This is a genomic window from Clostridium sp. AF29-8BH (assembly GCF_003478145.1).
GTDB classification, from domain to species: domain Bacteria; phylum Bacillota; class Clostridia; order Lachnospirales; family Lachnospiraceae; genus Otoolea; species Otoolea fessa.
The window spans coordinates 1-24,685 of the sequence record NZ_QUEL01000019.1; the positions used below are offsets into that span (position 1 = coordinate 1).

The following is a 24,685-nucleotide window of genomic DNA, read 5'->3' on the forward strand; positions in this document are numbered from 1 at the left end:
CAGAGAAGAAGGTTCAAAATCCTATCTCAATCTGCGTTCTATTCTTCACGGTTACAATCAGGACATACATAATTTCGCCTCTTTTGTAGAAGTCGGAACCATCAATACCGTTCATAATCTTGTCATTGAAAATGTTGGTCTCTCATTTGTATACAAGTTTGTCGTACAGAAAAAACTGGATCGCGGTGTTATGAGCCAGATTTTTATTAACGATTTTAAAAGCAAAACCTTCATTAACTATGTATGGATGAAGAACAGCTTTTTCGCTGAAAAAAACAGGGAATTCCTGGATATATGCAAACATTATCTTGCCAGTCTGGGAGATCTGAATTTATAAGAAGAAATGTGCCATGGCACATAGAACGAGGTTTCCTATGGCAAAACAGCCGCTCCGCAATCTTATTGATCGCGAAGCGGCTGTCGACACTTATGTATAAGCTTTTCATACTTCTATTGCATATCTTAACTTAATTAATTCCCTCTGTAAATTTATCAGGTGCTACCTTTGCCTTCACCTTCATTATTACATAATAGGTAATACCGGTTATAATCAGAGATTGTGCCGGCGGAATTCCAATTACTACAACATAGGTTGTAATATAGCCAACTGCAATTCCCACAATCATTGCAATTGTAGCCATAAAATTCCATCCCTGCTTATCTTCCCACACTCCCTTTCTGAGGAAGAAATCAACAAACATAACCCCTGCAATGGCCGGATAAAGAAGAGCAGCCAGACTAAGCAGTTTCTGTAAATTTTCCAGAATACCCGTAAAACAAAGAAGAAGTGATAAAAATGTACCTGCGGCCGTTACAATCGCTCTTCCTTTATTTGTTTTTATATTCAGCATATTGGAGAAAGAAAGTCCCATTGTATAGTTATTTACAAGCTGACTGGTCCAGGCAGCAAGCCAAAGAACAATAAATCCCCAGATAGGAAATCCTAAGTTTTCCATAACTGCAACAATATCTGCAGTTCCATTTCCTGCTCCCATGATGGCACCAATAAAAAGAAGCGGAATACCAATTGCAACAATTCCAATCGGAATTAAAATATTATCCTTCCAACACGGTTTTGCATATCTTGTATAATCAGCAGAAATAACAAACTGCGATACATTCATGCCAAGTATCATCGTCACACCGGCAGCAAATGAAATCTCACCGCTTCCTTCGTAACTAATAATGTTCGACCATCCAATGTTCTTTAATGCCAGGTAAATACCAACAATGCACAGAAGAATTCCACCAGGAACCGCAAAATAATCCGTCCATTTCATAGATGAATATCCAATAACAGAAGGAATTGCGAACAATATTCCTGCGACAATGGTGGTAATCATCCAGGCAGTTCGATTAACTGTATAGTCAATTCCCAAAACTGCACAAAACGCATTGCCTGTTACCGATGTCTGAACGGCCCACCAGCCCATACTGATAACACCGATAACTAGTGCGATAATAAATTTTGCCTGTTTGTCGCCAAATCCTTGTTTTGCAATTACGGAAGAGGAAAGACCTGTTTTGGCTCCCATATATCCACTGATAGCATTTCCTACCCATGTTAAGCATATGAAAGTGAACAGTACAACCGGTATGATTCCTTTTAAGCCAAATGCGCCTATTAATGTAGAACCTATCATCAACAAGGTGACACTGAATTCAAGGCCTCCGAAAATAAATGCCGGTGCTGTCCAATGCTGCCGTTGATTTAGCGGTACCGGGGTCATCGGATCATCTATAATCACCGTTTTTTCTTTTTCTAATTCTTTTCCCATACAATCTCCTTCCTATATTTTGTTATAAACTTCTTCACGTCTCATTAATCTCCACGGGATGGTTTCTTTCGCTTTCTCCAAACATTCCTTTTTGAGCACAACACGTGTGTAGGATTCTTCTGATGTGCATAATCTGGCAAGCGTTGTTCCATCCGGATTCGAAACAGTTGTATTACCACAATACTCCACGTCCCCGGATGCCCTGTTTAATCCAACCGTATAAACCTGGTTTTCTGCTGCTCTCATACTGCTGCATCCGGAAAACAGATAATCCCAACCCGGATTCCACGCGCTCGGATACATAATCACATCTGCGTTCTTTTTTAATGCTAAAGATTTTGCCAATTCTGAGAATCCAAAATCCGCACAAATTAACAATCCAATTGTCCAGCCTTTAAACGAAACCGTAACCAGCTCTTCTCCTTTCGCAAAAAAATCATTTTCCTTATCCCATAAATGAATTTTTTTGTACTCTCCCAAAAGTGTTCCTGTTTCATCCCAAATACAGGCAACATCATAATGCTGGTTTCCCTCTTTTTTATTAATTCCGGCCATGATTGCTATCTTATATTTACTGGCAAGCTCTGAGAAAAAAAGTGCTTCCCTATCTGAAATTATGGCCTTTTCAAAATTGTATCCGCTGATACAAAGTTCCGGAAAGCAAAGAAGATCTATGTCGTCAGAAGAATGGTTTCTAACAAGTTCTTCTATATGAGCACAGTTTTTTTCGATATTTCCTTCCTGGATAGATAATTGAATAATTCCTAGCTTTAACATATGTCCTCCTTTTTAAACTTACTTTTTTTCAATTTAATCCAAATATTCGATCCTTTTCTCCTTTCATTTTCATACTTACTCACGAAATTACGTTTCTTTTCTTGATTTTATCACGCAAATCAAACAAAATAAAATCATATTATTTTATAAAGTAATAAATCGTCATTATACCGACTATAGTCTGAATTCAAGTCTGTCGTCATTTAGATATAAAAATATAGTAAAAGCCCCGGAGTTTTGTGATTCCGCTTTTACTATATTTTGATACCGGATTGCTATGTGCTTCGCACTTTCGCAATCCTAAAACTATTCAAACATTGCGCTCTCAGCGCCTTCAATCTGAAGATTGGTCTGATAGAATTTGGTCAGAGCACTGATTGCATACTCCACATCCTTCACACCGGCTGTCTCGTAGCAGGAGTGCATACCAAGCTGCGGAAGACCGATATCTACCGCATGGACGCTGACCTGTGTATTGGACAGATTGCCCAGTGTGGAACCGCCTGCGCTGTCGCTGCGGTTTGCAAATGCCTGAACCGGTACACCAGCTTCATTGCAGATATTGGTAAATACTGCACGGCTGAATGCGTCCGTGGTGTATTTCTGGTTCGCGCTCTCCTTGATGACGATACCTTTGTTCATCCAGGAGCAGTTGACTGCATCCGTCTTCTCCCCGTGGTTCGGGTGAACGGCGTGTGCGTTGTCGCAGCTTACGAGGAAAGAACCGGCAACTGCCTGATAGTAGTCCTCCGGCGTCTTGCCAAGTGCGCCGTTGATGCGGTGCAGGACATCCTGTAAGAAGGTGGACATCGCCCCCTGCTTCGTATTGGAACCAACCTCCTCATTGTCGAAGCAGCAGTATACGCTGACATCGCGCTCATTCTTCGCCTCCAGGAATGCTTTCATGGAAACGTAAGCGCACTGTAAGTCGTCCAGTTTCGGGCTGGAAACGAACTCGTCCGCATACCCCCAGATCGTACCCGGCTGGCGGTTTACAAGGAAGAGATCCTTCCCTAAAATGTCCTCCGCTGCCACACCAAGCTCTTTCGCAATCATCGCGTCAAACGCGCCTTTTTTCAGCTCACCGGCAGAGAACAGCGGGCATAAATCAACCTGACGGTTGTATTTGTATCCATTGTTCACCTCACGGTTGAAATGAATCGCTACGTTCGGAATGATGAGCAGGTCTTTATCGATGTACAGAAGTCTCGCGCTCACGCCCTGACCGTCTTTTACCAGTACACGGCCTGCAACGGTCAGAGGGCGGTCAAACCAGGTGTTGTCGATCATGCCGCCGTATGCTTCCACATCGAGGCGCAGATACTCGCCCGGACCATTTAACTCCGGCACACTCTTGATCTTGTAAGTCGGTGAATCACTGTGGGAGGCACACATCTGGAAGTGATAATCAGTCAGCTTCTCTCCTACGCGAAACGCAATGATACTGGAATGGTTGCGGATTGTATAGTAATCTCCGCCCTGTTTCACGTCCCAACGAGCCGACTCCGGCAGGTATGTAAAACCTGCCTCGTCCAGCATACCCTTGATTGTCTCGATGGAATGAAACATACTCGGGCTGTTCTCAATAAAAGTCAGTAATTCGTTTGCAGCATTCATTATGCAGACTTCCCTTCTCTCTTCTTAATCGCCGGTAAGATAAGTCCCAGTGTTACCAGGACAATCGGCGTAATGACATTCAGCACAGTTGTATACATATCGCCCTGCTTGTACATGCCTAAGATACAGCAGGCTGCTGTTACGAAGAAGCACCATGCACCGAAGCCAAGAGCGACTCCGTTATTCTTTACAAAGCGGTACTCACGTTCAAACTTGTTCGTGTGTTTACGAAGCATGAAGTAAGCGAAGAATACCCACAGATAGCGCATCGGCATAGTAACCGAGTTTAACTGGGTCAGCTGACGCAGTACAGTATCTGCGTTCGGAACCAGGACCTGAGCCAGGATAATGGAACCGGACAGGATAACAACCATCCAGATACCATTGATGTAAGCGCCGAATTTGTTCTTCTTTAACAGCTTGGTCGGGATGAACTGACGCGCATCCTCGTTGTCAAGCAGCATACGCAGCGGTGCGTCGATGCTGACTACCAGCGTCGAGAACTGTCCGATCGCGTTGCAGGCTGCGTAGATAATCATGAGCAGATTGCCGACACCGTAGTACTCACCCAGTTTCTGGAATGCCCAGTAAGAACCGTTTGCGTTGTAGGAGTCAAAATTCTCCTCAATCAGTACCGGATCAAACATCATGCCCATTGCGATGGTACCGAAGATCGCGCAGACAATAACCATGATTGCTGCAAAGATCATGCTCTTCGGGAATCCCTTTGCCGGATCCTCTACCTTGTTTACATACGGGGAGATCTTCTCACAGCCGCCGACTGCAAAGACAAGAATGGACAGGCTGCTGAAATACTTCCAGTTGAAGGCCGGGATCATGTTCTTTAAGCTGAAATCCACCGACAGGTAACCGCCGTTCGGATTGATGGCCGGCGCAGCAAACATCAGCAGGATGTACAGGATACTCATGACGAACATACTCGTTCCCGCCAGGGTAGCCAGTTTCTTTAATGGGTTTAAGCCGCGGCTCGCAACCCAGCAGAAGAACAGCAGTACCGCAAAGGTAACTAACTGAACCTCTTTCGTGTTAAAGGACGCATACTTCTCTGCGTTCTGGAAAATCATCCAGCTGAGCGCTTTCAGACCGCCGGAACCTTTGGATGCGATGTAGGTGACATGACACGCCCAGTAGGTCCAGCCTGCGTAGTATGCAGCCTTCGCACCGGTTGTCTCATGAATCCAGGAACTGACACCACCGCCCGAATTCTTAAATGCGGAGCCAAGCTCTCCGACCATCAGTGCGTACGGTACAAAGTACAGTGCAAACATCAGAATCCAGGAGAAGATAACCTGTGTTCCATTGAAGTATATGAAACCATTTAAAACGTTTCCAAATGCCCAGAGGGTAGAGAAACACATAAAGGAAAGCATATACCACTTGATTTTGTCTTGTGACTTGTTCATATCTTATTTTTTCTCCTTACTGCCAGTATCTTTTCTATCTTCTCATATGCTGTGTTAATTGTCAAAAGTATTTTTTATTAACCCAGTATTTTCCAGTCGGATTTGGTAGTATTCTGTTGTTTGTGTGTATTTTTTGTTAAAGTCTCACAATATATACCTATTTCCCTCGCAAAAAAAGCGGCGTTCCGTTCCGAATTGCCGCTTTTTTGCCTCTTTTTGTACGTGTCACAAAAACATACGGTCTGTGAACTGCCGTATCGTCCGTGACAGAAATACACTTTTTGTCTAAAAATCCATTTTTTACCGGGCAAATGCCGATCCATGAGGATTTTATGCCCCTTATTTTATAAGCATTTTATTATATCATTTTCGATATATACACCTCCTCCAGCGCCACGTTAACCCCCGCGCAGAGGAAGTGCCAGAGACTTAACTTCTGTCCCTACTTCATGTAACCTTTCAGCGCCCACTCATACGTCTCGATCGCCTGCTGCAGGTTCATGTTAGCTGTCTCTTTGTCGATCTGTTTCTCCAGGAAGGAAACTTCCTCGCTCTTGTACTCCATCTGGGTCGCCATGCCAAGCTCCAGCTTCTTCTGCATCGCATTCATCGCCTGCGTCTCTGCTGCCAGGGACGCATCGGCAAGCTGCAGGGCTGTCTGCTTCTGCATGATGTCGTTGTAGAGTGTCTGCATACCGGAGCGGATCGTCTGTTCCTGGTTCTTGATGGTGCGGTCCATGTTTTTCTTATCGGCTGAACCTTCTGCCATATTGGCATAACCACGCTTGTTGGACTGTAAGGACAGGTTCTGCTCGAGTGCCGTCTGCGTGTCCGCCGCCAGGTTCATCGCCGCGATCCGGGTGAGATCCGCCTGCGGCAGATCCTGGATATCCGGTTCCGCGTCATAGGACCATCCAGTCTGGACGCAGAGCTGCTGATGCTGGGCCTGAAGTCCCGCTTTTGTCTGGGTCAGCGTGGACTGGAGCGACTGCAGCGACTTCTGTGCATTTAACACATCAATCTGGGTCGCCTGACCTAGCTGCTGGCGCTTCTGGGTCAGCTGCATGGAAAGTTCCTGCAATTCCACTGATTTCTCCATCAACGGAATTGTCTTTTTGATCTGATTATAAGCAGCAAACGCCGACTGCACCTGCGCGACAACCGCATCCTGGCTGTTGATATAGTCCAGACGGTCCATCTCGCTGTCGCGGTAAGAAGCATCGGCAGACTGCTGGGTTTTTAACGCATTCTGCTCCACCATGACGGACGCTGACATCAGGCTTGCGTAAGCACTCGCCATGCCCGGCACCGCCAGAAAATCCTCAATCTGATCCGCCTGATCCCGCAGGTTATCCGCGCTGTCGTACAGATCATTCGCCTGATTGTACTGCTTATCCTGCACTTCCTTCGCATTCTTTGTGTCGCGCCCTGCCTGATAGGTCGTCTGATTGTTTAAATACGTCGGGTTGTACTCCTGTACCAGATACGGCAGTTCGCCGTATTCCATCACATTGTCCTGAAGCTTCGCCCATGTATCTGCGTCATAAGCAAACTGCGGGCTGGCTGCCAGCGCCGCAAACGGTCCCTGCAATGCCAGAACCGCTGCTACCGCTGCGGTCAGAAGCGCCGTTTTCCTTCTTCTATGTTTCATTTCCGGTTCCTACTTCCTTTCTGTTACCACCATGTTATCTTACGGCACTTTCTGTTCCAAAAGTGCCTACCCGTGAATAGCAACCTGTTCACACCTTAAGTAAACTGCCATTCCTGACGGATTAATTCGTCACAATCAGACCTTTCACAGCCCACTCGTAGTTTTCCACCGCTTTGGTATATTCCAGTTCCGCGCTCTTATACGACGCCACGCTGCTGAGCCAGGAGCACTCAAGCCCCAAATAATTGGCTCTTGAGAGCATTCCCAGTGCGTTCTGGCGCTTTGCCGCCTCGTAGCTCTGCGCTGCCGCCTGATATCCAGCCGTCGCACTGTCATACGCCTGTTTCTTTGATACCACCGCCGCATAGAGGTTCTGAACCGTGATCGTCACCGAATCCTCGGTATAGGCGACGTTTCGCTTCTTGACTGTGCGGTTGGAAGACCCTTCCGCTTTCGCAGCACGCACAGACATCAAATCATAATTTGCGCTGACTGCCGCCTGTGTATCGGCTGCCAGATCCATCGCCGCAAGGCGGGTGGCATCCGGAACCGGCACATCCGCAAAGGTTACCGGCGCATCCGCGTCAAATCCAAGTAGCATTAAAATATTCTGTTTGAGCTGCAATGCCCCGTTTTCTGCCTGCTGGGCGCTGGAATTGGCCTGTTGCAGCGCCTTCTGCGCCGTCAGGACCTCCTGCGCGGAAGCACGGCCGAGCGCCTGCATCTTCTGTGCGGCATCGGCATTTACCTGGCACATTTCCACATTCTTTTTCGCTGTTTCCACCTGCGGGAGCAGTTCCTCATACTGGATGAGCAAGTTCTGCACCGCCTTGACTAACTTATTCTTTGTCTGACGCAGGGTCCGGGCATAGGTGCCGGAAAGCTCCTTGTTCGTAAGCTTTGCCCCCTGTTTGCGCAGCTCTCTCGCTGCCGCCTTGTAGCCCTCAAACAGCTCTCTCGTCTCCGCATCCATATCGTCGGACTTCAGGTCCATCGCATCTTCCATGAGGGCGCTCGCCTCTGCCGCCAGGGCAGTTCCCGCCGACTGGCTGGTCGTCTGGCTGTAGAGCTGGGAACGCAGGTTTAAGTACGTGCTGTTGTACCCCTCGATTCGCCATGCGATCTCGCCATATTCCAGCGTCCCATCCTCTAGCTGTTCTTTGGTGTACGGGGAAGTTTCCTCCTCCACCTCGGTATTGCCGCCCGTCAGCACCGGACCGGTCGCATCGTCGCCAACCAGCGCATCTGAGCTGATCCCCGGCGTTTTAGCCGCATATGCCGGCAACGTCATAGCCGTGCTGACTAACGCCGCCTGTAAAAGAATGGCAAACAGTTTTTTCCTGTTTTTCTTCATCTTACTCATCTTCATTTCCTTTCGGCGCTCTGCGCGCCCGCTCCCGATTCTATCCCAGCGCCCCGTTTCAGGATGCCGAGTGTCAGGGCAAACCGTTCCCGGATACGGTTTTCCGGAACTCCGTCGTGAAAGCTCTTGATCTCCATCGCGATCGCCATCATCGCCATGCGGAAAAAACTCATATATTCCTCCCAGCCCATCTTCCGCAAGGATTTTCCCACGCACGACTCATAGGCGGCACGTTCCAGCTTCCGTCCACGCACGGCGCGTGGACTGTCCGGATCGGAGCTGAATATATCAAAGATCAGCGCCTCGCGGCTGCTGCACTCCATGATGTTGCGGATGAAATCGGTGCGTCTCTCATCGCGGCACAGGGCAAGCGAACCGTTTAAAAACTGCCCTAACATCTCCCAGATGTCCCCCTGCGCCTCTTCAAGGCAGCGCACGCCGCACTCATAAAATTCATTGATAAAACTCTCACACAGATATCCTAAAACATCCCATTTACTGTCAAAATACGTATAAAAACTGCCCCGGGAGATCCCGGCATCTTCTATCATACGGTTGAGCGATGCTTTTTCTATCGTTGTCCGCGTATATTCAGCCATACACGCGTCCCGGATTTTCTTCTGTTTTTCCTCCGGCAATCGCTTAAATCGTTCCGACGGCATCTTCTTCTCCCCCTTTTTCTATCCGTACAGGCAGCTTCCCCGCCCCGGGTCCGCCGCCTGACAGATTCACTGCTTAACCTGCTTTTCCTTAGTCGCAGTCCAGCTTATCATACTCATCTTCTTTGCCTTTTCCCATGTTATAAACCACCCGGTAGAAGGACGGAAGCAGTACCAGCGTCAGGATCGTCGCCGCAACCAGACCGCCGACGTTTACAAGCGCTAAGCCCTGCATCATCTTGCCCGCCTTACCAAATGCCAGACAGTTCGGGATCATCGCAATGATGGTCGTCAGTGTCGTCATGCAGATTGGGCGTACACGGATCGCACCGGCTTCTACCAGCGCCTCGTCTAACGGCATCTCCATCCGCAGCTGGTTCACCGTATCCACGTATAAAATACCGTTGTTTACAACCGTACCGACCAGCATCAGGAAACCAAGCATGGAGTTCATACTGATCGGGCAGTCCGCCAGAAACAGGAATCCAAAGGAACCGATCAAACTGAACGGGATCGTTGCCATAACCATCAGGGAGAATTTCGGGGACTCAAACTGGATCGCCATGACAATGAAAATCAGAAAGATCGCTGTGACAAGCGCCATTCCCAACGCGGAAAGCTCCTCGCCCATCGACTCATCCAGGCTATTGGTCGCCATCTCAACGCCGTACGGGAATTCCCAGTTCTGCACGAAGCTCTTGACATCTTTTTCAGCCGTCTTCTTATAATCTGCCTGTGCCTGCATCGTGATCGATACCTGGTACTGTTTCTCTTTTCGTGAAATCTCCTGTGGGCTATCCTGGTAGTAGATCTCTGCCAGATCCTCCAGCGGAAGCGTATTACCCGTCGCCGTCGTGATCATCATGCCCTGCAGTTTCGCGATGGAATCGTAGCGATCCGGCGCAAATTCTACCTTCACGTCCTGATCATTGCCGTTGACGGAGATCGTCGCCGCTTTCACACCGCTTAAATTACTGTATACCATCGAACCGATGCTGGCCGGGGTCAGTCCCTCTGCCTCTGCCTTAACCGGATCCACATTTACCTTGATAACCGGCGCCGCATTCTCAACAGAAGAATGTACCTGCATAACATCCTCGCGCTTGCGAAGCTCAGTTACCAGATCATCCGCTGCCTTCTTTAGGGTGTCGTAATCGGTACTCTGCAGATCCACCTCAATTGAATCACCGCTGCTCATGCTGCTGCTCATACTGCTGCTGCCCTGTTCCAAGGTAATGGTCGCATCAACGTAGTTCTGTGTCGCATATCTCCACTTCTCGATAACCTCGTCCGTGGAAAGTTTTCTCTTATCTTTTAAGTAGGCATTCAGCGTCACATCACTTCCGGAAGTCATGCTGACACCACTGTTTCCATATGTCATCAGGTAATGATCCACATCCTCGTCTGTCTCTACCATATTTTCCAGATCGAGCACAGTGTCACGGATCGCCGATACCGAATAACCCGGTTTCGTCTTGATCGTCATCGTGACGATACCTTCATCGATCGAAGACATCAGCTCCAGGTTCAGTCTGGACGCCATGAGGATGGACAGGACAACCAGCACTGCAGTCGTTCCGAATACAAGCGCATAGCGCTTGATGACATGCGGCATATGCTTGCGATACCAGCCCTGGATGCCTTTGATTATACGTCCTGCCGGCGCATGATCCTTCTCAACCGGATGCCAGAACATATAGCAGAGCGGCACGATGATGACTGCTGAGAATAAGGAAGCCGTCATACAGAAAATGATCGTGTACCCGAGCTGTGTAAAGAGCTGTCCAGACATACCATTTAACATCAGAAGCGGAATAAATACAACACAGGTTGTCAGCGTACCGCCGGTGATCGAGCCGATCATCGTGCGCGTACCTTCCAGCGCCGCATCATAGAAATCCAGTTTTTCCTTTGCCCGGAAACATCCGTCGAGGACGTTGATCGAGTTATCAACCATCATACCTACACCGAGAACGAGCGACGTCAGGGAAATAATATTCATTGAGAATCCCATCGCCGCCATACAAATGATCGCCAATACAACGGAGATCGGAATGGACGTACCTACGATGACCGACGCACGCAAATCGCCATAGAATAAGAACAGAATGATCATGGACAGGATGATCGCCAGGATCAGGGTCTGGATTACGCTGCTTAAAGACTGTTTCAGCGTGTCACTGGCATCATCTACCACGGTGATTTTAAGACCCGGATACTGCTTTTCAATTTCCTGCACCTTCTTGGTTACCTGGTTGGAAACCTCGATCGCGGTGGAACTCTGCTGTTTTTTGATTCCCAGGGAGATAACATCTTCGCCATTGTAACGTCCGATCGAGCTTGCATCCTCCAGCGCCTCATAGACATTTGCGATATCAGAAAGATGGATCGTCTCACCGTTTGCCAGCGGAAGTACGACATTTTTCAGACTTTCCGTGCTCTTAAATTCGTTGCCGACACTGACGTCGAGATCCTGTTTTCCAACCCGGACATCGCCCGCCGGGATCGTGAAATCGGCGGCACCGACTAACTGTGCAACCGTATTCATATTCAGGTGGTACTGTGCCAGTTTTTCCGGAATCAGTTCCACGCGGGTGTAGCTATCCTGACCGCCGGCAATCGAAACCTCGCCGACCGAGCTTAATTTCTCAAACTCAGGAACAATTTTGTCATCTACATATGTATAAAGGTTCTGATCAGCGTCGCCGCTGACTGCCAGCGTAACCGTCGCCATCGAGTTGATATCCAGCTCCATGATATTCGGATCGTTGGCATCGTCCGGCAGATCGCTCTGAATGCCATCTATCGCCTTTTTCAGGTTAATGTATGCGGTATCCATGTTGGTACCGTACTCATACTGGACAATGACGATCGATACATTTTCACGGGAAATGGACTGTACCTTATCGACCGAGTCCAATGATGTGATCGCATCTTCTTCTTTCTTGGTAACCAGATCGGTTACGTCCTCCGGGCTGGCTCCCGGATACACCGTAGCGATGATTAACATCGGCATCTCCATCTCTGGCGTCAGTTCCAGCTTCATGCCCATGACGGACTGAAGGCCGAAGTACGCGATGGTAATCAGACAGAGAATGATGGTAACCGGACGCCGCAGTGCGAGTTTTGTCAGTCGAATCATTCTTTGTCACCTGCCTCTGTCGTCTCCGCTGCTGTCTCATTGTTTCCGTCTGTCTGCGCGCCATCGGTATCCTGTGCTAACAGGACTTCTCCCTGATCCACCAGCTCGTTGCTCCAGCTCACGATGACCTGGCTGTCACTCGTCAGACCCGATTTTACTTCCATATTTTCATCGTCATAGATACCTGCTTCGATCTCGGTCTTCTCCGCTTTTCCATCCTCATAGAGATATACAAACGGGGCACCGTTGTCATAGCTGACTGCATCGACCGGAACGGTCAGCACCTGGCTGACATGGTCCATGATAACCGTCATTTTTACGCGAGAACCATTCGTAAGACCTGCTGCATCCGGCACCATCGCACGCGCGTCATAAAGGCCGCTGCTCTCGTTGACCATAGATCCGATTTCGGTTACAGTACCGGTGTAATCCGCACCATTTTTCTCCAGCGTCACGCTGTCGCCCAACTCCATCGTCTGGTGGATCTTCTCGGTGATGCCGAATTTAACCTGTAACTGGCTGGCACCGGAGATCGTGCAGATCTCGCCTGCCGGAGATACATGATCATGCGGCTCGACGCTCCGGGACTCGATCACACCGTCGATCGGCGCCGTCACGGTCGTGTATTTCACCTGCAGATCGTACTGGTTCTTCGCAGATTCATAGGAAATCTTCGCATTCTGTGCGCTGTTTTGTGCCTGCTCCATCGCCTCCTGGGAGACAAAACCATCAGCAAAGAGCGCCTGGGTACGGCTTAAATTGCTGTCCGCATTCTTTAAGGCAACGGAAGCCGCATCCACCTGTAGCTTTAACGCTGTCAACGCGTCGGAATCGATCTTGCACAGCGCCTGCCCTGCCTGGACCGTATCACCCGCCTGGAAGTAAACCTCCAGCACCTCGCCGCTCATCTTCGGCATGACGCTCGCGCGGGACTGCGGCTCTACCAGTCCGGTCAGATCCGTGTACAAGCTGATGTCCTGACGAACCGGATTTTCTACTCTTACGGTTGGACGGGATTCATATTCCACCGCCGTATTCTTATGACCGCATCGGGACAAAACGACAGCGCCAACAACTACAATCGCAGCCAGCGCCAGAATCTTTCCTCTTTTTTTCATAATTTCCTCCATCTATGCTTGTTCTTGGTAAAAATTTTTCTCAGTCTATATTTTACTCATCTCGTATACACTTTGCCACTCCCAAGTTCGGACAGGTGTGTACACAAATTCGCCAAAATGTATCTATCCATGTTCATCTTTTTTTCATGGCACCCGAATTCTCCTGCCGCTGACCGTTTTTTCCGGGTACATGACAGCAAAAACGCAGAAAAAACCAACCAAATACCGCTGATTCCTCCTGCGTTTCCTTGTTCCATTTTCTAATTGATAATAATTCGTAACTGTTCAGTACCTTCACAGTCACGCGCAGACCTACTGAACAGTTACAATAATTCTCAAAACTGCCGGAAACCTGCTTTCCTAACGGACCTGCATAGGGTCACGCCCGGTGCATTTGCGGATCACGCTCATGAACGTGGCGACGCGCTCCTTCACATCCGCCTCATCCTTAAACGGCGCGTCAAACGCAACTCCCATAACCGAGAAAATGATGATCTGCACCGCCATCGCCGCCTCCGGCATCGTCAGGTTCTTAAACATACCAATCCGCTCCAGATGGTTATAAAAATACTGGTACACCTTTTCTCCCATCTGACGGCGCAGCGCCATGAACTGTACCGACTCGGACAATGCCCTGATATGCTTCTGATTTTCCATGATATACATATACAGCTGTGTCAGCGCCTTCTCCGGATCTGGCTGGCTCATCGTCTCTTCCATGACGCGCTTCATCTCGCGTTCCATCCGGTATTCCATCAAATCATATATATCTTTAAAGTAATAATAAAATGTTTTTCTTGTGATCCGGCTCCGCTCGACCAGCGCCGTGACCGTGATCTTCTCGACCGGTCTTTCCGACTCCAGCTCGATATAAGCCTCTACAATCCGTTCCTTCGTATTTCCCTGCTGCATACTCTTTTCCTCCGGCAAACCGTTGTTGTTTAAGTATAGTTTATAATTCAACAAACTGCAAGTATTGCCTGAAATTTCCATGTTCCTACTATGAATCCGCGTTACTGTTCACGGATAGGCACTTTTGGAACCGAAAGTGCCGTAAGAAAACGTGCTTACTTGTGAACAGCAGCCGATACGGCCGGTCCGATTTCGTGTTTCACACGCCCTTCCACCTGCGGCAGTTTCTGCGAGTATACAACCACCCGGTCGCCTTCCAGTATCTGCGTACCGCCGTCTGGAATGATGATCTGGCTGCCCCGCTTTATCATCACAATGATCGTATTCTTATAGAAGCGCGCCTCCGCGATCTTCTTACCACACCAGCGGTGATCTGGTGTCATCAAAATCTCTTTTAAAAGGATTCCCTGGCTGTCCGTAAAGCCCTCTGCACCCAAGACGACGGTATCCCCTTCCTGAATTACAGTCTGTCCTTTGGGCACAATCGTCTGCGCGCCGCGCCGGATCACTGTGATTAACATACCCGGAAGCATCTCGATCTCACAGATTTTACGGTTTTTCCACGGATGATTGTCCCCGATCGGAAGCTGCACGAACTGAATCTGCATATCGCCCGTATAGTCCGAGAACGTCCGCATGACATCGGTCGAGTTGTCAATCATGTCACATTTTTCTGCCACCTTCGGAAGCAGCGAACCCTGAAAAATGATGGAAAATAAAACAACGCAGAACACAATGTGGAATATATCATATTTCATATATCCCTCACTGAGCGTCGCCATGATCGCAAATACGATTGATGCCGCACCGCGCAGACCCGCCCAGGAAATAACCAGATACTGCCCGATCGGCGGTTTCGACGGCGCGAGCAGCAAGCCAACCGCCGCCGGACGCGCCACAAATGTTAAAAACAATGCGATTGCGATCGACGGAAGCACGATCGACGGCATCTGCGAAGGAAACGCCAGAAGTCCCAGTAAGAAAAACAGAAGCATCTGCATCATACCGGTAAACGCATCAAAGAAGCCAACCAGCGCTTTCTGGTTCTTCAGCTCCTGATTTCCGAGGATAATACCGGTCAAATACACACTTAAGTAGCCATTTCCGCCAATCTGGGATGCAAGCGCGTAGGAAATGATTGCCGCCGCAAAGACAAAGATCGTGTCAAATCCCTCGCCATAAAAGGCATACCGCTTTAAAAGCCATGTCACCAGAAACGCGATCGCCGCGCCGGTCAAAAGCCCGAATGCGAGCTGGCGGATCAAAAGCAGAACCGCCGAACCGCCGCTCACACTCCCCGTCATCGCAGACAGCAGAATCACCGTCATCATGTACGCAAACGGGTCGTTGCTTCCGCTCTCTAACTCCAGCATGGATGCCGTGCCGTATTTGAGGTTCAGCTTGCGCGAACGCAGGATCGAGAACACGGATGCCGCATCGGTCGATCCAAGAACTGCGCCGAGAAGCATTCCTTCCATCAGTGCCATCTTAAGCACCAGATGACAGAACAGGCCGGTCAAAAGCGCCGTCAGCACTACACCCACCGAGGATAACAAAATCGACCGCCCCGCGACCGGCTTCGCCTCACTCCAGCGCGTGCCGAACCCGCCGTAAAACATGATAAAAATCAGTGCCACCGAGCAGACCTGTTCCGCCAGTGCAAAATTGCCGAATGGAATCTTAAAAATACCGTCCGATCCAAACAGCATTCCCAGCATAATAAAAATAAACAACGTCGGCACCCCCAGCCGCCCCGAAAGACGGCTTCCCGCGATGCAGACAAGGATAATAATCGCTACGACCAGAAGCGCAAATGAAGTTGAAATATGTATCATTCCTTTCTATGTTTAGTAGGTATCATAAATGTGGTGTTTTTATAATGATACAATATCTCTATGCCTCTTTCGTGTTAAGATTCCATTAAAAAGAGGAAATCTTACAGCGACAGATCTCCCTTCGCCCGCGCCCTCCGGTCGCGGATCGACTGGATCACCGGCACCAGGAACATTGCGACGATACCGCCCGCAAATCCATTGTTATAGAGGTTCATGCCCCCATACACGATCCCGACATTGAGCGCCACCGACGCGTGCAGAAAACCGGCTAACACGCCGCATAAAATTCCAAACTCTCCGGCGATCGGCGCCAGCGTCGTGGAAAAGAGCAGCGCCAGAAGTGCCGACGGATTCGTGATATCCCACGCCCGGACGGTACTCGCAATGCAGACGCCCGCCATGATCGGGAAAATATTCCGCAAATGTTTTCCAGTCGCACTGAATCCAACGATGGTAAAGATTCCGCCGATCGTCGGTCCATTTAGGTTTCCACCGACTGCCAGCACAAAGAAGGTCGCAAACAGACCATTGAGTCCCATGTTGAGAAGCGTCACCGCACCGCCCAATTCCAGCAGGTAATCGGTACCGCCGATTCCCGTTGTCGCAAGGAGTTTTTCATACCCTAAAAGCGTATCTTTTCCGCGCCACAGCACTGCCACCACCGACATGCCTGCAAACAGGACAAATAGCAGCCCTAAAAGCATCGCATCATTGCCGGAGGACCAGATAAGACGCGCCTCCGTCTCAATTCCAAAGGACTTAAACGTGGAGACCAGGACCGTCGCAATGATGCCAGAGGCAAATCCCACATTATAAAGGGAATATCCCTTATGGGCATAGTGGGAATGCGTCGCGAGCGGTGGAAGCACGAATCCGATACAGATTCCCACCAGAATCGTCACACAGAAGCGCTGCCAGAGCGGCAGCTCCACCACGTGCATCAGCTGTGTGATGATCGGAGACAGGCTCGTTCCGTAGATGCCGACATAAATATAGTTGGATAAGTGCATTTTATGATATTTTGCATAGAGAAATACACCCAGAAAAATCGCCCAGATATTCATCAGATTTTTTCCGAACAAAGAGAATCCAAACATCAGACAGCAGGATGTGATCGTATGCCCGTCCATCTCCATCCCAAGACTATAGACAAAGTAGATGCTGATAAGCGCCATCATCCCGGCATTGACAAACGCGGCTCCCATGCCGCCGACCGCAATATAATCGGTGATCAGGAAATCCGGTTCCCTTATGATTTCATAGATACCAGTCACAATGGAGTCAAACGGCTGTATAATCAGCCCCACTGAAATGAAATAGATCGGAATCAGTGCCAGAAGAAAGAATTTCATCTCTCTGGACAGAGATTTCACTGTAGTCATATACGCACACCTTTCAAAAAAGGGATGCAAAAAAGATTCCGCATCTTTGCACCCCCGACTGTTAACATTCTATAAAAATGGTTACTATTCTATTGTATTGGATTTTCAACTGTTTTGCAACTGATTTTTTTCTCACTGTAACCCGTTATGAAACCCGTCCGACAGAACCGGCTGCCCCCATTCTCATGTGAAATTGTTACTCTTCCTCCGGCGCACTTCCCAGCACATAACCGCGCTCTTCCAATATTTCGCGCAGCTCATCAACCACCGCCCCCAGCTCTTTACCTTCCTCGTCGATCGTGATGTCTGCGTATTTCTCAAAATACGAGATCCTCTCATGGTAGAGATCCAGAAGTGTCATGCCGTCTTTCAGCGCCACGCCGCGGTCCTTGACATCGCCGACGCGTTTTACCAGCTCGTCATAAGTAATTTTCAGATAGACAACCAGTCCGATGGATTTTAAATGTTCCATCGCTTCCTTTCCGTAGATCACGCTGCCCCCCGGTGCGATGACCGCCTGCTCGGCTTCCACCCCCGCGTTGACGCGATTCTCCACATCGAGAAATCCATCCAGTCCCTGTTCTTCGATGATCTCGCGCAGACGCTTACCTTCCTGTTCCTGAATCAGCAAATCCACATCTATAAAGGAATAGCCCAGTCTCTTTGCTAAAAGCACTCCGACCGTGCTCTTTCCTGCGGACGGCATACCAATCAGGGTTACATTATTTTTCATCTTTGGCACCTCTTCTTTTTCTTTACACTCCATCCAAATGTTCCAAGAAGCTCTGAAAGCCCATAATAGCCGCCATGCGAATACACAATCGGTTCCGCCTTTGCAAGCTCCAGGCTGCCGCGCTCGTTGAGCCACTGCTCGTCCACGCTGACACCCGTTACCTCTGCCAGAAACATATGATGTGACCCCAGTTCCTTGACTTCGGTCACCCGGCACTCGATCGCGACCGGGCTTTCGGCGATCACCGGCGCCTTCACCGTCTGCGCCGGAACCGGTGTGAGCCCTGTCTCCTTCCATTTATCCACATTCCTGCCGGAGCGGACGCCGCAGTAATCGGTCGCATACGCCATCGACTCCGTCGCCAGGTTGATGACAAACTCACCGCTCTCCCGCAGCATATGGTAAGAATAGCGCTCCGGGCGCACCGAAATGTACGCCATCGGCGGGTTCGTACAGATCGTGCCCGTCCAGGCAATCGTGATGATGTTGCTGTTTCCTTCGCAGTCCGCCACTGTGACCAGCACCGCCGGAACCGGATAAATCATATTGCCCGGCTTCCACTGGGCGCGCGGTCCCGGAGTGTTCCGGGTCTCCATCCGTTTTTTCAACTGTCCTTCCGGGTTCTGCCTTGCTCCTCCCCGGCGACGCTCTTCTGGCTTTCCAGCCGCTCTCTTCTGTGCCATCCCTATATCCTCTTAATCGTTGTCCGGGAGAAGTTTGATCCGGACCATGATCTGTTTCACCATGCTTCCTTCCGGCAGGCTCATATCATCGATATGCGTCTGTGCCGGCAGATCGCCCTCTTCCTCCAGCTCCAGGCTGATCCAGTTGTACGCTGCCTCCCGCGCATTTTCCACCGCATCCTCCAGATCCGGACCTTCCGCCTCGCAGCACTCCAAATCCGGGAAATATGCATCATACCCTTTTCCATCTTTCTTAGGCGTAAAAACCGCCGGATATACAAATGTCATGGTATCCTTCCTTTCCGTCCGACCTTCCTGCCCTGCACGAACTATCACTGGATTTTCCGTATGAAACAATCCCGTCCGCGCACTGTCACCTGATTTACTGCTCCAGTGTCACTGTCAGTGCCGGAATCAGCTGTTTCTTTCTGGAAACAACGCCCGGCAGTGTTGCCGTCTGCTTCAGCTCTTCATTTGCATCACCTACGTGGAACGCATCTGCCACAACCTGTGCCGCCCCCTGTCCAACACAGAGAAGTTCGGTCGTCTCCGTCAGGATATTCGTCAGCATGAAGAAGAGCATATCCAGACCTTCGTCCTCACGCGCCTTCTCCATAAACGGCAGCATACGGTTCTTCAGCTTTCCAAGCTCCTCTGCATTCAGGGAGTTGATCTGACCGACGCCGAAGTTTGTCTTTCCAGCTGAGAATTTCTTGAAATCCAGATACAGAATCTCTGCATCGCTCTTGCCCTTTAACTCGCTGCCTGCCTCAAACATCTGGTTTGCGAACTCATCCAGCTTGATGCCTGCCATCTCAGCCAGAGAAACCGCTGCTGCCCGATCCATCGGTGTGCAGGTCGGAGAACGGAACAGAAGCGTATCGGAGATGATCGCACTGCAGAGCAGACCTGCGATGGTCTTGTCGATCTCCAGCCCCTGTTCGCGGTACATCTGGAAGATGATTGTTGCCGTACAGCCGAGCGGCTGGTTACGGAAGAAGACCGGTCCGACTGTCTCCACAGTACCCAGACGATGGTGGTCAATCAGCTCCAGGATATTGGCATTCTCGATGCCGTCTACCGCCTGGCCGCGCTCATTGTGATCGACCAGAATCACGTTCTTGCCGCGCGCACCCAGTAAGTTACGGCGGGAAATCAGGCCTTTGTATTTGCCTTCTTTATCGAGTACCGGGAAATGACGGAAACGCTTGCTTGCCATCACATCCTTAATATCATCGATGAAATCATCTGTATCAAAGGTGATCAGCTTCTCAGTCTTCATGAAATAGCTGATCGGCATACTCTGGTTAATGAGACGGGCTGCCGTGTAGGTATCATACGGAGTTGTGATGACGGTACAGCCGCGCTCCTGTGCCAGTTTTTTGATCGTCATGGAAACGCCAGCGCCCTCACACACGATGATACAGCTTGCACCCATCTCGATCGCGCACAGCTGTGACTCATAGCGGTTGCCGAGGATAACCAGGTCGTTCTCTTCAATATAATATTCCATCATATCCGGATTAGCTGCCGCAATCAGGACTTTTCCTTTATCAAAGTACTCTTTCTCATCGCCAACAAAAATCGCGCCCTCCAGGGTCTCGATGATATTTGCATACTGGGTGCATGCTTTGGAAAGAATGCTGCTGTCGTATACATTCATATAAGAACGGGTAATATCGCCGACTGTGATCAGACCTTCCAGTATATTCTTATCGGTAACAGCCGGAAGTGTTACCAGACCATCCTCCTGCATCAGGTTCCATGCTTTTCTCAGGGAAATATTCTTGGAAACACCTGGAGTCTCGCGGATCTCAATATCCTTGACCTGCGTTTTGACGGATTTAATCAGTTTCGGCACAGCTACCTTAAAGTAATCCAGTACGAAGGTTGTCTCCGGGTTCAGTTCTCCGGCACGGCACGGTACATATTCGCCGCCCGTCTGAAGTGTTTTGAAATTCGCATAGCCGATTGCAGAACAAATCGAATCCGTATCCGGGTTTTTATGTCCAATTACAATCGTTTTCTTTGCTTTTTCTGCTGCCATTTTTTCCTCCTGATTCGCACCGTGCGCTGCAAATTCTGCCATTTTTCTTTCTATCCTCTGTTTTGATAGAGAAACCTCTGATTCATGAAACTTTTTTGTACAAAATCGCCAATTTTCATAATCTGTTTACACGGTGTTCATATTTTATTCATATCTTATTTTTATACTAAAAGCATAAAAGATTTCACTTTTCAAATTTGTTTTATAGTAATTTTGCACATAGATTTTTCATAATTGCCCCGGATGCTTGACCGCTCCGGGGTCTCCTCTTGTCTACAGCATATTTTCGTCATATCTGGACGTTTTTCTATCTCTATTTCCTTCAAACGTCCAGACCATTTACCCTGCACTCTGTCACTCAAAACAAGGCGCCTAATCTAAGATCAGTCTCGCCGCCCCATAGATACCTGCGTCATTTCCCAATGTTGCCAGGCGAACCTCGCCCTTATTCTCAGAGATCGGGGTCAATTCACGGTAATAGCGGTCAATCCAATCCGTTAAAAAAGTCCCCGCCTTTGACACGCCGCCTCCGATGACAAAAATCTCCGGATCCACGGTCATCGAAATAGTCGCCAGCGCCCATCCGAGATAATAGCACACGGTGTCCATAACCTCCAGCGCCAGTGAATCCCCAGCTTTTGCCGCATCCAGCACATCTTTTGCGGTGATCGCATCACCGTAGGCACGCATCACCGACGCATCCGGCTTTGCCACCATCTTCCGTCTCGCTTCCCTGGCGATACCGGTCGCGGACGCTACCTGTTCCAGGCAGCCGTGTCCGCCGCAGTTGCAGGTTTCTTTCTCGCCCTCGCGGATATGGATATGACCGATCTCGCCGCCCAGTCCGTGGCGTCCTGCAACGATCTTCTGATCGTGTACCACGCCGCCGCCGACACCGGTTCCCAGCGTCACCATCACGATATCATGGCAGCCCTTGCCGCCGCCCTGCCACATCTCGCCGAGCGCCGCCACATTAGCATCATTACCGGAGCGGACCGGCATTCCATCTAATAACTCACTCAAAATCTTCTGCGGGTTCAGATCGCGCCATCCTAAGTTGACGCAGACCTCCACATAGCCGTCCGGCTGCACCGGTCCCGGAAATCCCATGCCTGCGCCGATCACGGCATCCATCGGGATTCCCCGCTCGTTCAATTTCTTCCTGATCGAAGCGGCTACATCCGGAAGAATGTACGCCCCATTCTCTTCCTTGCGGCTCGGAACCTCCCACTTATAAACAAGCGTTCCGTCCGTCTCAAAAATACCAATCTTAACCGTCGTTCCGCCGACGTCTATCCCAATACATTTTTTTTCCATGTCTGGATCCCTTCCCTTACGGCTGCACTGGCAGCCTTTCTTCTATGCCCTCATCTTTTTTCTGCGCTGGCTCTTATTATACGCAATGCATCCCCGTTTTGCAAGGTTTGGAAAGCAAAATACACCTGCCTGCCGGAGAAAGGCGCATTTCTGCTTAAGCGGTACCGCATTCTTTTCTACCGACAGACAGGTGCCTGTCTTTTATCTTATTTTTTTACCAAAATCAGCATTATTTCAGGCTCTTAGCCACCTCTACCACATGCTCAACGGTAAAGCCGAACTTCTTGAACAGAAGCCCTGCCGGTGCGCTGGCGCCGAAACGTTCCATCGCGATGATCTTGCCGTCTAAGCCGGTGTACTTGTCCCAGCCGAAGCTCCAAGCGCCTCTACTGCTACACGGCGGCGTACTTCTCTCGGAAGTACGGATTCCTTGTACTCCTCGCTCTGCTCCTCGAACAGATCCATACACGGCATGGATACAACGCGGACTTTCTGACCTTCTGCTGCCAGAGTCTCTTTTGCATGAACCGCCAGAGCTACCTCGGAACCGCTGGCAATCAGAATTAACTCCGGTGTGCCCTCGCAGTCGTCGATGATGTAGCCGCCCTTTAATGCCTCACGGCTGCTGCCTGCCATCGGCTCCAGATTCTGTCTGGTCAGCACCAGTGCGGTCGGTGTGTGCTCGGAAGTAACAGCACTGTACCAAGCTGCCTCTGTCTCGGTCGCATCACACGGGCGGAATACATGGAAGTTCGGCATCGCACGCAGCGCTGCCATCTGCTCGATCGGCTCATGGGTCGGTCCATCCTCGCCAACGCCGATGCTGTCATGCGTAAATACATAGGTCAGCGGCACGCCCATCAGTGCAGACAGTCTTGCCATCGGTTTGCAGTAATCACTGAATACAAAGAAGGTCGATACATACGCACGCAGACCGCCGTGCAGCATGATGCCATTTCCGATCGCTGCCATCGCAAGTTCGCGGACACCGAAGTGCAGGTTACGTCCAGCTCTGTCCTCCTTGGAGAAGTCGCCCGCATCCTTCATGTTGGTCTTGTTGGACGGTGCCAGGTCAGCAGAACCGCCAAACAGGTTCGGCAGAACATCCTTGATGTAGTTGATCAGGCGTCCGGAGATCGCACGGCTTGCTTCCGGTTTCTCCTGTTTTGCCCAGAATCCGGCGTCATCTTTCAGCGCCTCGCCCGCCTTTGCATTGTGATACTGGTTCCAGAGCGCTTCCATCTCCGGATATTCCTCGCAGTAAGCGGCAAACATCACGTTCCATGCAGCTTCTACCTCTGCCTTCTGCTCTGCGATCTCGGAGTAGTTTTTGTATACCTCTTCCGGTACGAAGAACGGCTCTTCGCTCGGCCAGTTTAAGTTCTTTCTGAGTGCTTCCACATTCTCCACGCCCAGCGGCTCGCCGTGTGCGCTCGCCTTGCCCTGTTTTGCCGGGCAGCCGAAGCCGATCTGCGTCTTGATGGTGATAAAGGACGGATGCTCGGTATCTGCCTTTGCAGCCTCGATCGCCTTGCCGATCGCGTCGATATCATTGCCGTCTTCTACCGTGATCGTCTGGAAACCAAATGCCTGCATACGCTCCTGTACATTCTCACGGAATGCGATGTCGGTGCTTCCCTCGATGGAGATGCGGTTGGAATCATAGAGAACAATCAGCTTGGAAAGTCCCAGGGTACCTGCCAGAGAGAATGCCTCAGAGGAAATGCCTTCCATCATACATCCGTCGCCGCCCAATACATAGGTGTAATGGTCAACTACCGGATAATTTTCTTTGTTGAATACGCTTTCCAGATGTGCCTCAGCCATCGCCATGCCGACTGCCATACCCATACCTGCGCCCAGCGGACCGGTCGTCGCCTCAACGCCAACGGTATGACCATATTCCGGATGTCCCGGAGTCTTGGAATCTAACTGGCGGAAGTTCATCAGATCTTCTTTGGAAAGATTTCCGTAGCCAAACAGGTGCAGCAGAGAGTACAGCAGCATGGAACCATGACCGCCGGATAAGATGAAACGGTCTCTGTTCTCCCACTTCGGGTTAGCTGGGTTATGGTTCATATGATGTGCCCACAGTTCATAAGCCGCTGCTGCACATCCCAGCGGAAGTCCCGGATGACCGGAATTTGCCTTCTGGATTGCGTCTGCGGATAAAATCCGGATCGCGTTTACGGATAATGTGTCAATCTGATTCATAAGTAACCTCCTGCTATGTATCTTAATTTTAAA

General features: G+C 49.8%; 17 protein-coding genes and 2 pseudogenes. 1 reads left to right on the top strand and 18 read right to left on the bottom strand.

The annotated features are described in order from the left end of the window. Nucleotides 1–337: pseudogene (locus DWZ16_RS15675) on the top strand (LysR family transcriptional regulator); the annotation flags it as partial. 130 nt (nucleotides 338–467) lie between these two features. On the opposite strand, the gene DWZ16_RS11265 reads toward DWZ16_RS15675, so the two are convergent. From DWZ16_RS11265 to tkt, 18 genes and pseudogenes are all read right to left on the bottom strand, one after another. Continuing rightward, nucleotides 468–1,778: a purine-cytosine permease family protein gene (locus DWZ16_RS11265; protein ID WP_118469378.1), complete on the bottom strand. Its 1,311-nt coding sequence runs from the start codon at nucleotides 1,776–1,778 to the stop codon at nucleotides 468–470. 12 nt (nucleotides 1,779–1,790) lie between these two features. Then, nucleotides 1,791–2,555 (bottom strand): carbon-nitrogen hydrolase family protein, encoded by a 765-nt coding sequence (locus DWZ16_RS11270; protein WP_118522869.1) that lies wholly within the window; start codon nucleotides 2,553–2,555, stop codon nucleotides 1,791–1,793. Between the two features lie 306 nt (nucleotides 2,556–2,861). Beyond that, a complete protein-coding gene (locus tag DWZ16_RS11275; protein ID WP_118522870.1) occupies nucleotides 2,862–4,172 on the bottom strand; it encodes a M18 family aminopeptidase in 1,311 nt (436 codons plus the stop codon). Next, nucleotides 4,172–5,596: an amino acid permease gene (locus DWZ16_RS11280; RefSeq protein ID WP_118522871.1), complete on the bottom strand. Its 1,425-nt coding sequence runs from the start codon at nucleotides 5,594–5,596 to the stop codon at nucleotides 4,172–4,174. The genes DWZ16_RS11275 and DWZ16_RS11280 overlap by 1 nt, the downstream gene beginning before the upstream one ends. 442 nt (nucleotides 5,597–6,038) lie before the next feature. Next, nucleotides 6,039–7,247 (bottom strand): TolC family protein, encoded by a 1,209-nt coding sequence (locus tag DWZ16_RS11285; protein WP_118522872.1) that lies wholly within the window; start codon nucleotides 7,245–7,247, stop codon nucleotides 6,039–6,041. Nucleotides 7,248–7,368: 121 nt separating this feature from the next. After that, nucleotides 7,369–8,610: a TolC family protein gene (locus DWZ16_RS11290; RefSeq protein WP_182427356.1), complete on the bottom strand. Its 1,242-nt coding sequence runs from the start codon at nucleotides 8,608–8,610 to the stop codon at nucleotides 7,369–7,371. Nucleotides 8,611–8,612: 2 nt separating this feature from the next. Further along, complete coding sequence (locus DWZ16_RS11295) at nucleotides 8,613–9,272, bottom strand: TetR/AcrR family transcriptional regulator (RefSeq protein ID WP_107001738.1); 660 nt, start codon at nucleotides 9,270–9,272, stop codon at nucleotides 8,613–8,615. Between the two features lie 88 nt (nucleotides 9,273–9,360). Beyond that, complete coding sequence (locus tag DWZ16_RS11300; protein WP_107001739.1) at nucleotides 9,361–12,411, bottom strand: efflux RND transporter permease subunit; 3,051 nt, start codon at nucleotides 12,409–12,411, stop codon at nucleotides 9,361–9,363. After that, nucleotides 12,408–13,529, bottom strand: coding sequence for an efflux RND transporter periplasmic adaptor subunit (locus DWZ16_RS11305; protein ID WP_227589701.1), 1,122 nt, complete (start codon nucleotides 13,527–13,529; stop codon nucleotides 12,408–12,410). The genes DWZ16_RS11300 and DWZ16_RS11305 overlap by 4 nt, the downstream gene beginning before the upstream one ends. Nucleotides 13,530–13,889: 360 nt before the next feature. Beyond that, nucleotides 13,890–14,441, bottom strand: coding sequence for a TetR/AcrR family transcriptional regulator (locus DWZ16_RS11310; protein WP_181357261.1), 552 nt, complete (start codon nucleotides 14,439–14,441; stop codon nucleotides 13,890–13,892). A gap of 155 nt (nucleotides 14,442–14,596) precedes the next feature. Then, nucleotides 14,597–16,276 (bottom strand): potassium/proton antiporter, encoded by a 1,680-nt coding sequence (locus DWZ16_RS11315; RefSeq protein WP_107001741.1) that lies wholly within the window; start codon nucleotides 16,274–16,276, stop codon nucleotides 14,597–14,599. Nucleotides 16,277–16,377: 101 nt separating this feature from the next. Further along, complete coding sequence (locus DWZ16_RS11320; RefSeq protein ID WP_107001742.1) at nucleotides 16,378–17,658, bottom strand: DUF1576 domain-containing protein; 1,281 nt, start codon at nucleotides 17,656–17,658, stop codon at nucleotides 16,378–16,380. Nucleotides 17,659–17,854: 196 nt separating this feature from the next. Further along, nucleotides 17,855–18,391, bottom strand: coding sequence for a shikimate kinase (locus DWZ16_RS11325; protein WP_022360009.1), 537 nt, complete (start codon nucleotides 18,389–18,391; stop codon nucleotides 17,855–17,857). Beyond that, nucleotides 18,388–19,074, bottom strand: a complete 687-nt coding sequence (locus DWZ16_RS11330) for a flavin reductase family protein (RefSeq protein ID WP_333489860.1) — start codon at nucleotides 19,072–19,074, stop codon at nucleotides 18,388–18,390. The genes DWZ16_RS11325 and DWZ16_RS11330 overlap by 4 nt, the downstream gene beginning before the upstream one ends. Before the next feature lie 12 nt (nucleotides 19,075–19,086). After that, nucleotides 19,087–19,362, bottom strand: coding sequence for a type II toxin-antitoxin system HicB family antitoxin (locus DWZ16_RS11335; protein WP_107001743.1), 276 nt, complete (start codon nucleotides 19,360–19,362; stop codon nucleotides 19,087–19,089). Nucleotides 19,363–19,456: 94 nt separating this feature from the next. After that, the gene (locus DWZ16_RS11340; RefSeq protein ID WP_118469398.1) at nucleotides 19,457–21,121 is read right to left on the bottom strand and encodes a putative manganese-dependent inorganic diphosphatase; all 1,665 of its coding nucleotides are present in this window, start codon (nucleotides 21,119–21,121) and stop codon (nucleotides 19,457–19,459) included. A 372-nt stretch (nucleotides 21,122–21,493) separates the two neighbouring features. Further along, nucleotides 21,494–22,438, bottom strand: coding sequence for an ROK family glucokinase (locus DWZ16_RS11345; protein WP_118469381.1), 945 nt, complete (start codon nucleotides 22,436–22,438; stop codon nucleotides 21,494–21,496). A 229-nt stretch (nucleotides 22,439–22,667) separates the two neighbouring features. Then, nucleotides 22,668–24,652: pseudogene (tkt, locus tag DWZ16_RS11350) on the bottom strand (transketolase). Nucleotides 24,653–24,685: the final 33 nt, after the last annotated feature.

What these genes read in the sequence shown, in the direction of transcription:
- DWZ16_RS11265 (WP_118469378.1), bottom strand. Translation starts at nt 1,778, where the DNA reads ATGGGAAAAGAATTAGAAAAAGAAAAAACGGTGATTATAGATGATCCG.
- DWZ16_RS11270 (WP_118522869.1), bottom strand. Translation starts at nt 2,555, where the DNA reads ATGTTAAAGCTAGGAATTATTCAATTATCTATCCAGGAAGGAAATATC.
- DWZ16_RS11275 (WP_118522870.1), bottom strand. Translation starts at nt 4,172, where the DNA reads ATGAATGCTGCAAACGAATTACTGACTTTTATTGAGAACAGCCCGAGT.
- DWZ16_RS11280 (WP_118522871.1), bottom strand. Translation starts at nt 5,596, where the DNA reads ATGAACAAGTCACAAGACAAAATCAAGTGGTATATGCTTTCCTTTATG.
- DWZ16_RS11285 (WP_118522872.1), bottom strand. Translation starts at nt 7,247, where the DNA reads ATGAAACATAGAAGAAGGAAAACGGCGCTTCTGACCGCAGCGGTAGCA.
- DWZ16_RS11290 (WP_182427356.1), bottom strand. Translation starts at nt 8,610, where the DNA reads ATGAGTAAGATGAAGAAAAACAGGAAAAAACTGTTTGCCATTCTTTTA.
- DWZ16_RS11295 (WP_107001738.1), bottom strand. Translation starts at nt 9,272, where the DNA reads ATGCCGTCGGAACGATTTAAGCGATTGCCGGAGGAAAAACAGAAGAAA.
- DWZ16_RS11300 (WP_107001739.1), bottom strand. Translation starts at nt 12,411, where the DNA reads ATGATTCGACTGACAAAACTCGCACTGCGGCGTCCGGTTACCATCATT.
- DWZ16_RS11305 (WP_227589701.1), bottom strand. Translation starts at nt 13,529, where the DNA reads ATGAAAAAAAGAGGAAAGATTCTGGCGCTGGCTGCGATTGTAGTTGTT.
- DWZ16_RS11310 (WP_181357261.1), bottom strand. Translation starts at nt 14,441, where the DNA reads ATGCAGCAGGGAAATACGAAGGAACGGATTGTAGAGGCTTATATCGAG.
- DWZ16_RS11315 (WP_107001741.1), bottom strand. Translation starts at nt 16,276, where the DNA reads ATGATACATATTTCAACTTCATTTGCGCTTCTGGTCGTAGCGATTATT.
- DWZ16_RS11320 (WP_107001742.1), bottom strand. Translation starts at nt 17,658, where the DNA reads ATGACTACAGTGAAATCTCTGTCCAGAGAGATGAAATTCTTTCTTCTG.
- DWZ16_RS11325 (WP_022360009.1), bottom strand. Translation starts at nt 18,391, where the DNA reads ATGAAAAATAATGTAACCCTGATTGGTATGCCGTCCGCAGGAAAGAGC.
- DWZ16_RS11330 (WP_333489860.1), bottom strand. Translation starts at nt 19,074, where the DNA reads ATGGCACAGAAGAGAGCGGCTGGAAAGCCAGAAGAGCGTCGCCGGGGA.
- DWZ16_RS11335 (WP_107001743.1), bottom strand. Translation starts at nt 19,362, where the DNA reads ATGACATTTGTATATCCGGCGGTTTTTACGCCTAAGAAAGATGGAAAA.
- DWZ16_RS11340 (WP_118469398.1), bottom strand. Translation starts at nt 21,121, where the DNA reads ATGGCAGCAGAAAAAGCAAAGAAAACGATTGTAATTGGACATAAAAAC.
- DWZ16_RS11345 (WP_118469381.1), bottom strand. Translation starts at nt 22,438, where the DNA reads ATGGAAAAAAAATGTATTGGGATAGACGTCGGCGGAACGACGGTTAAG.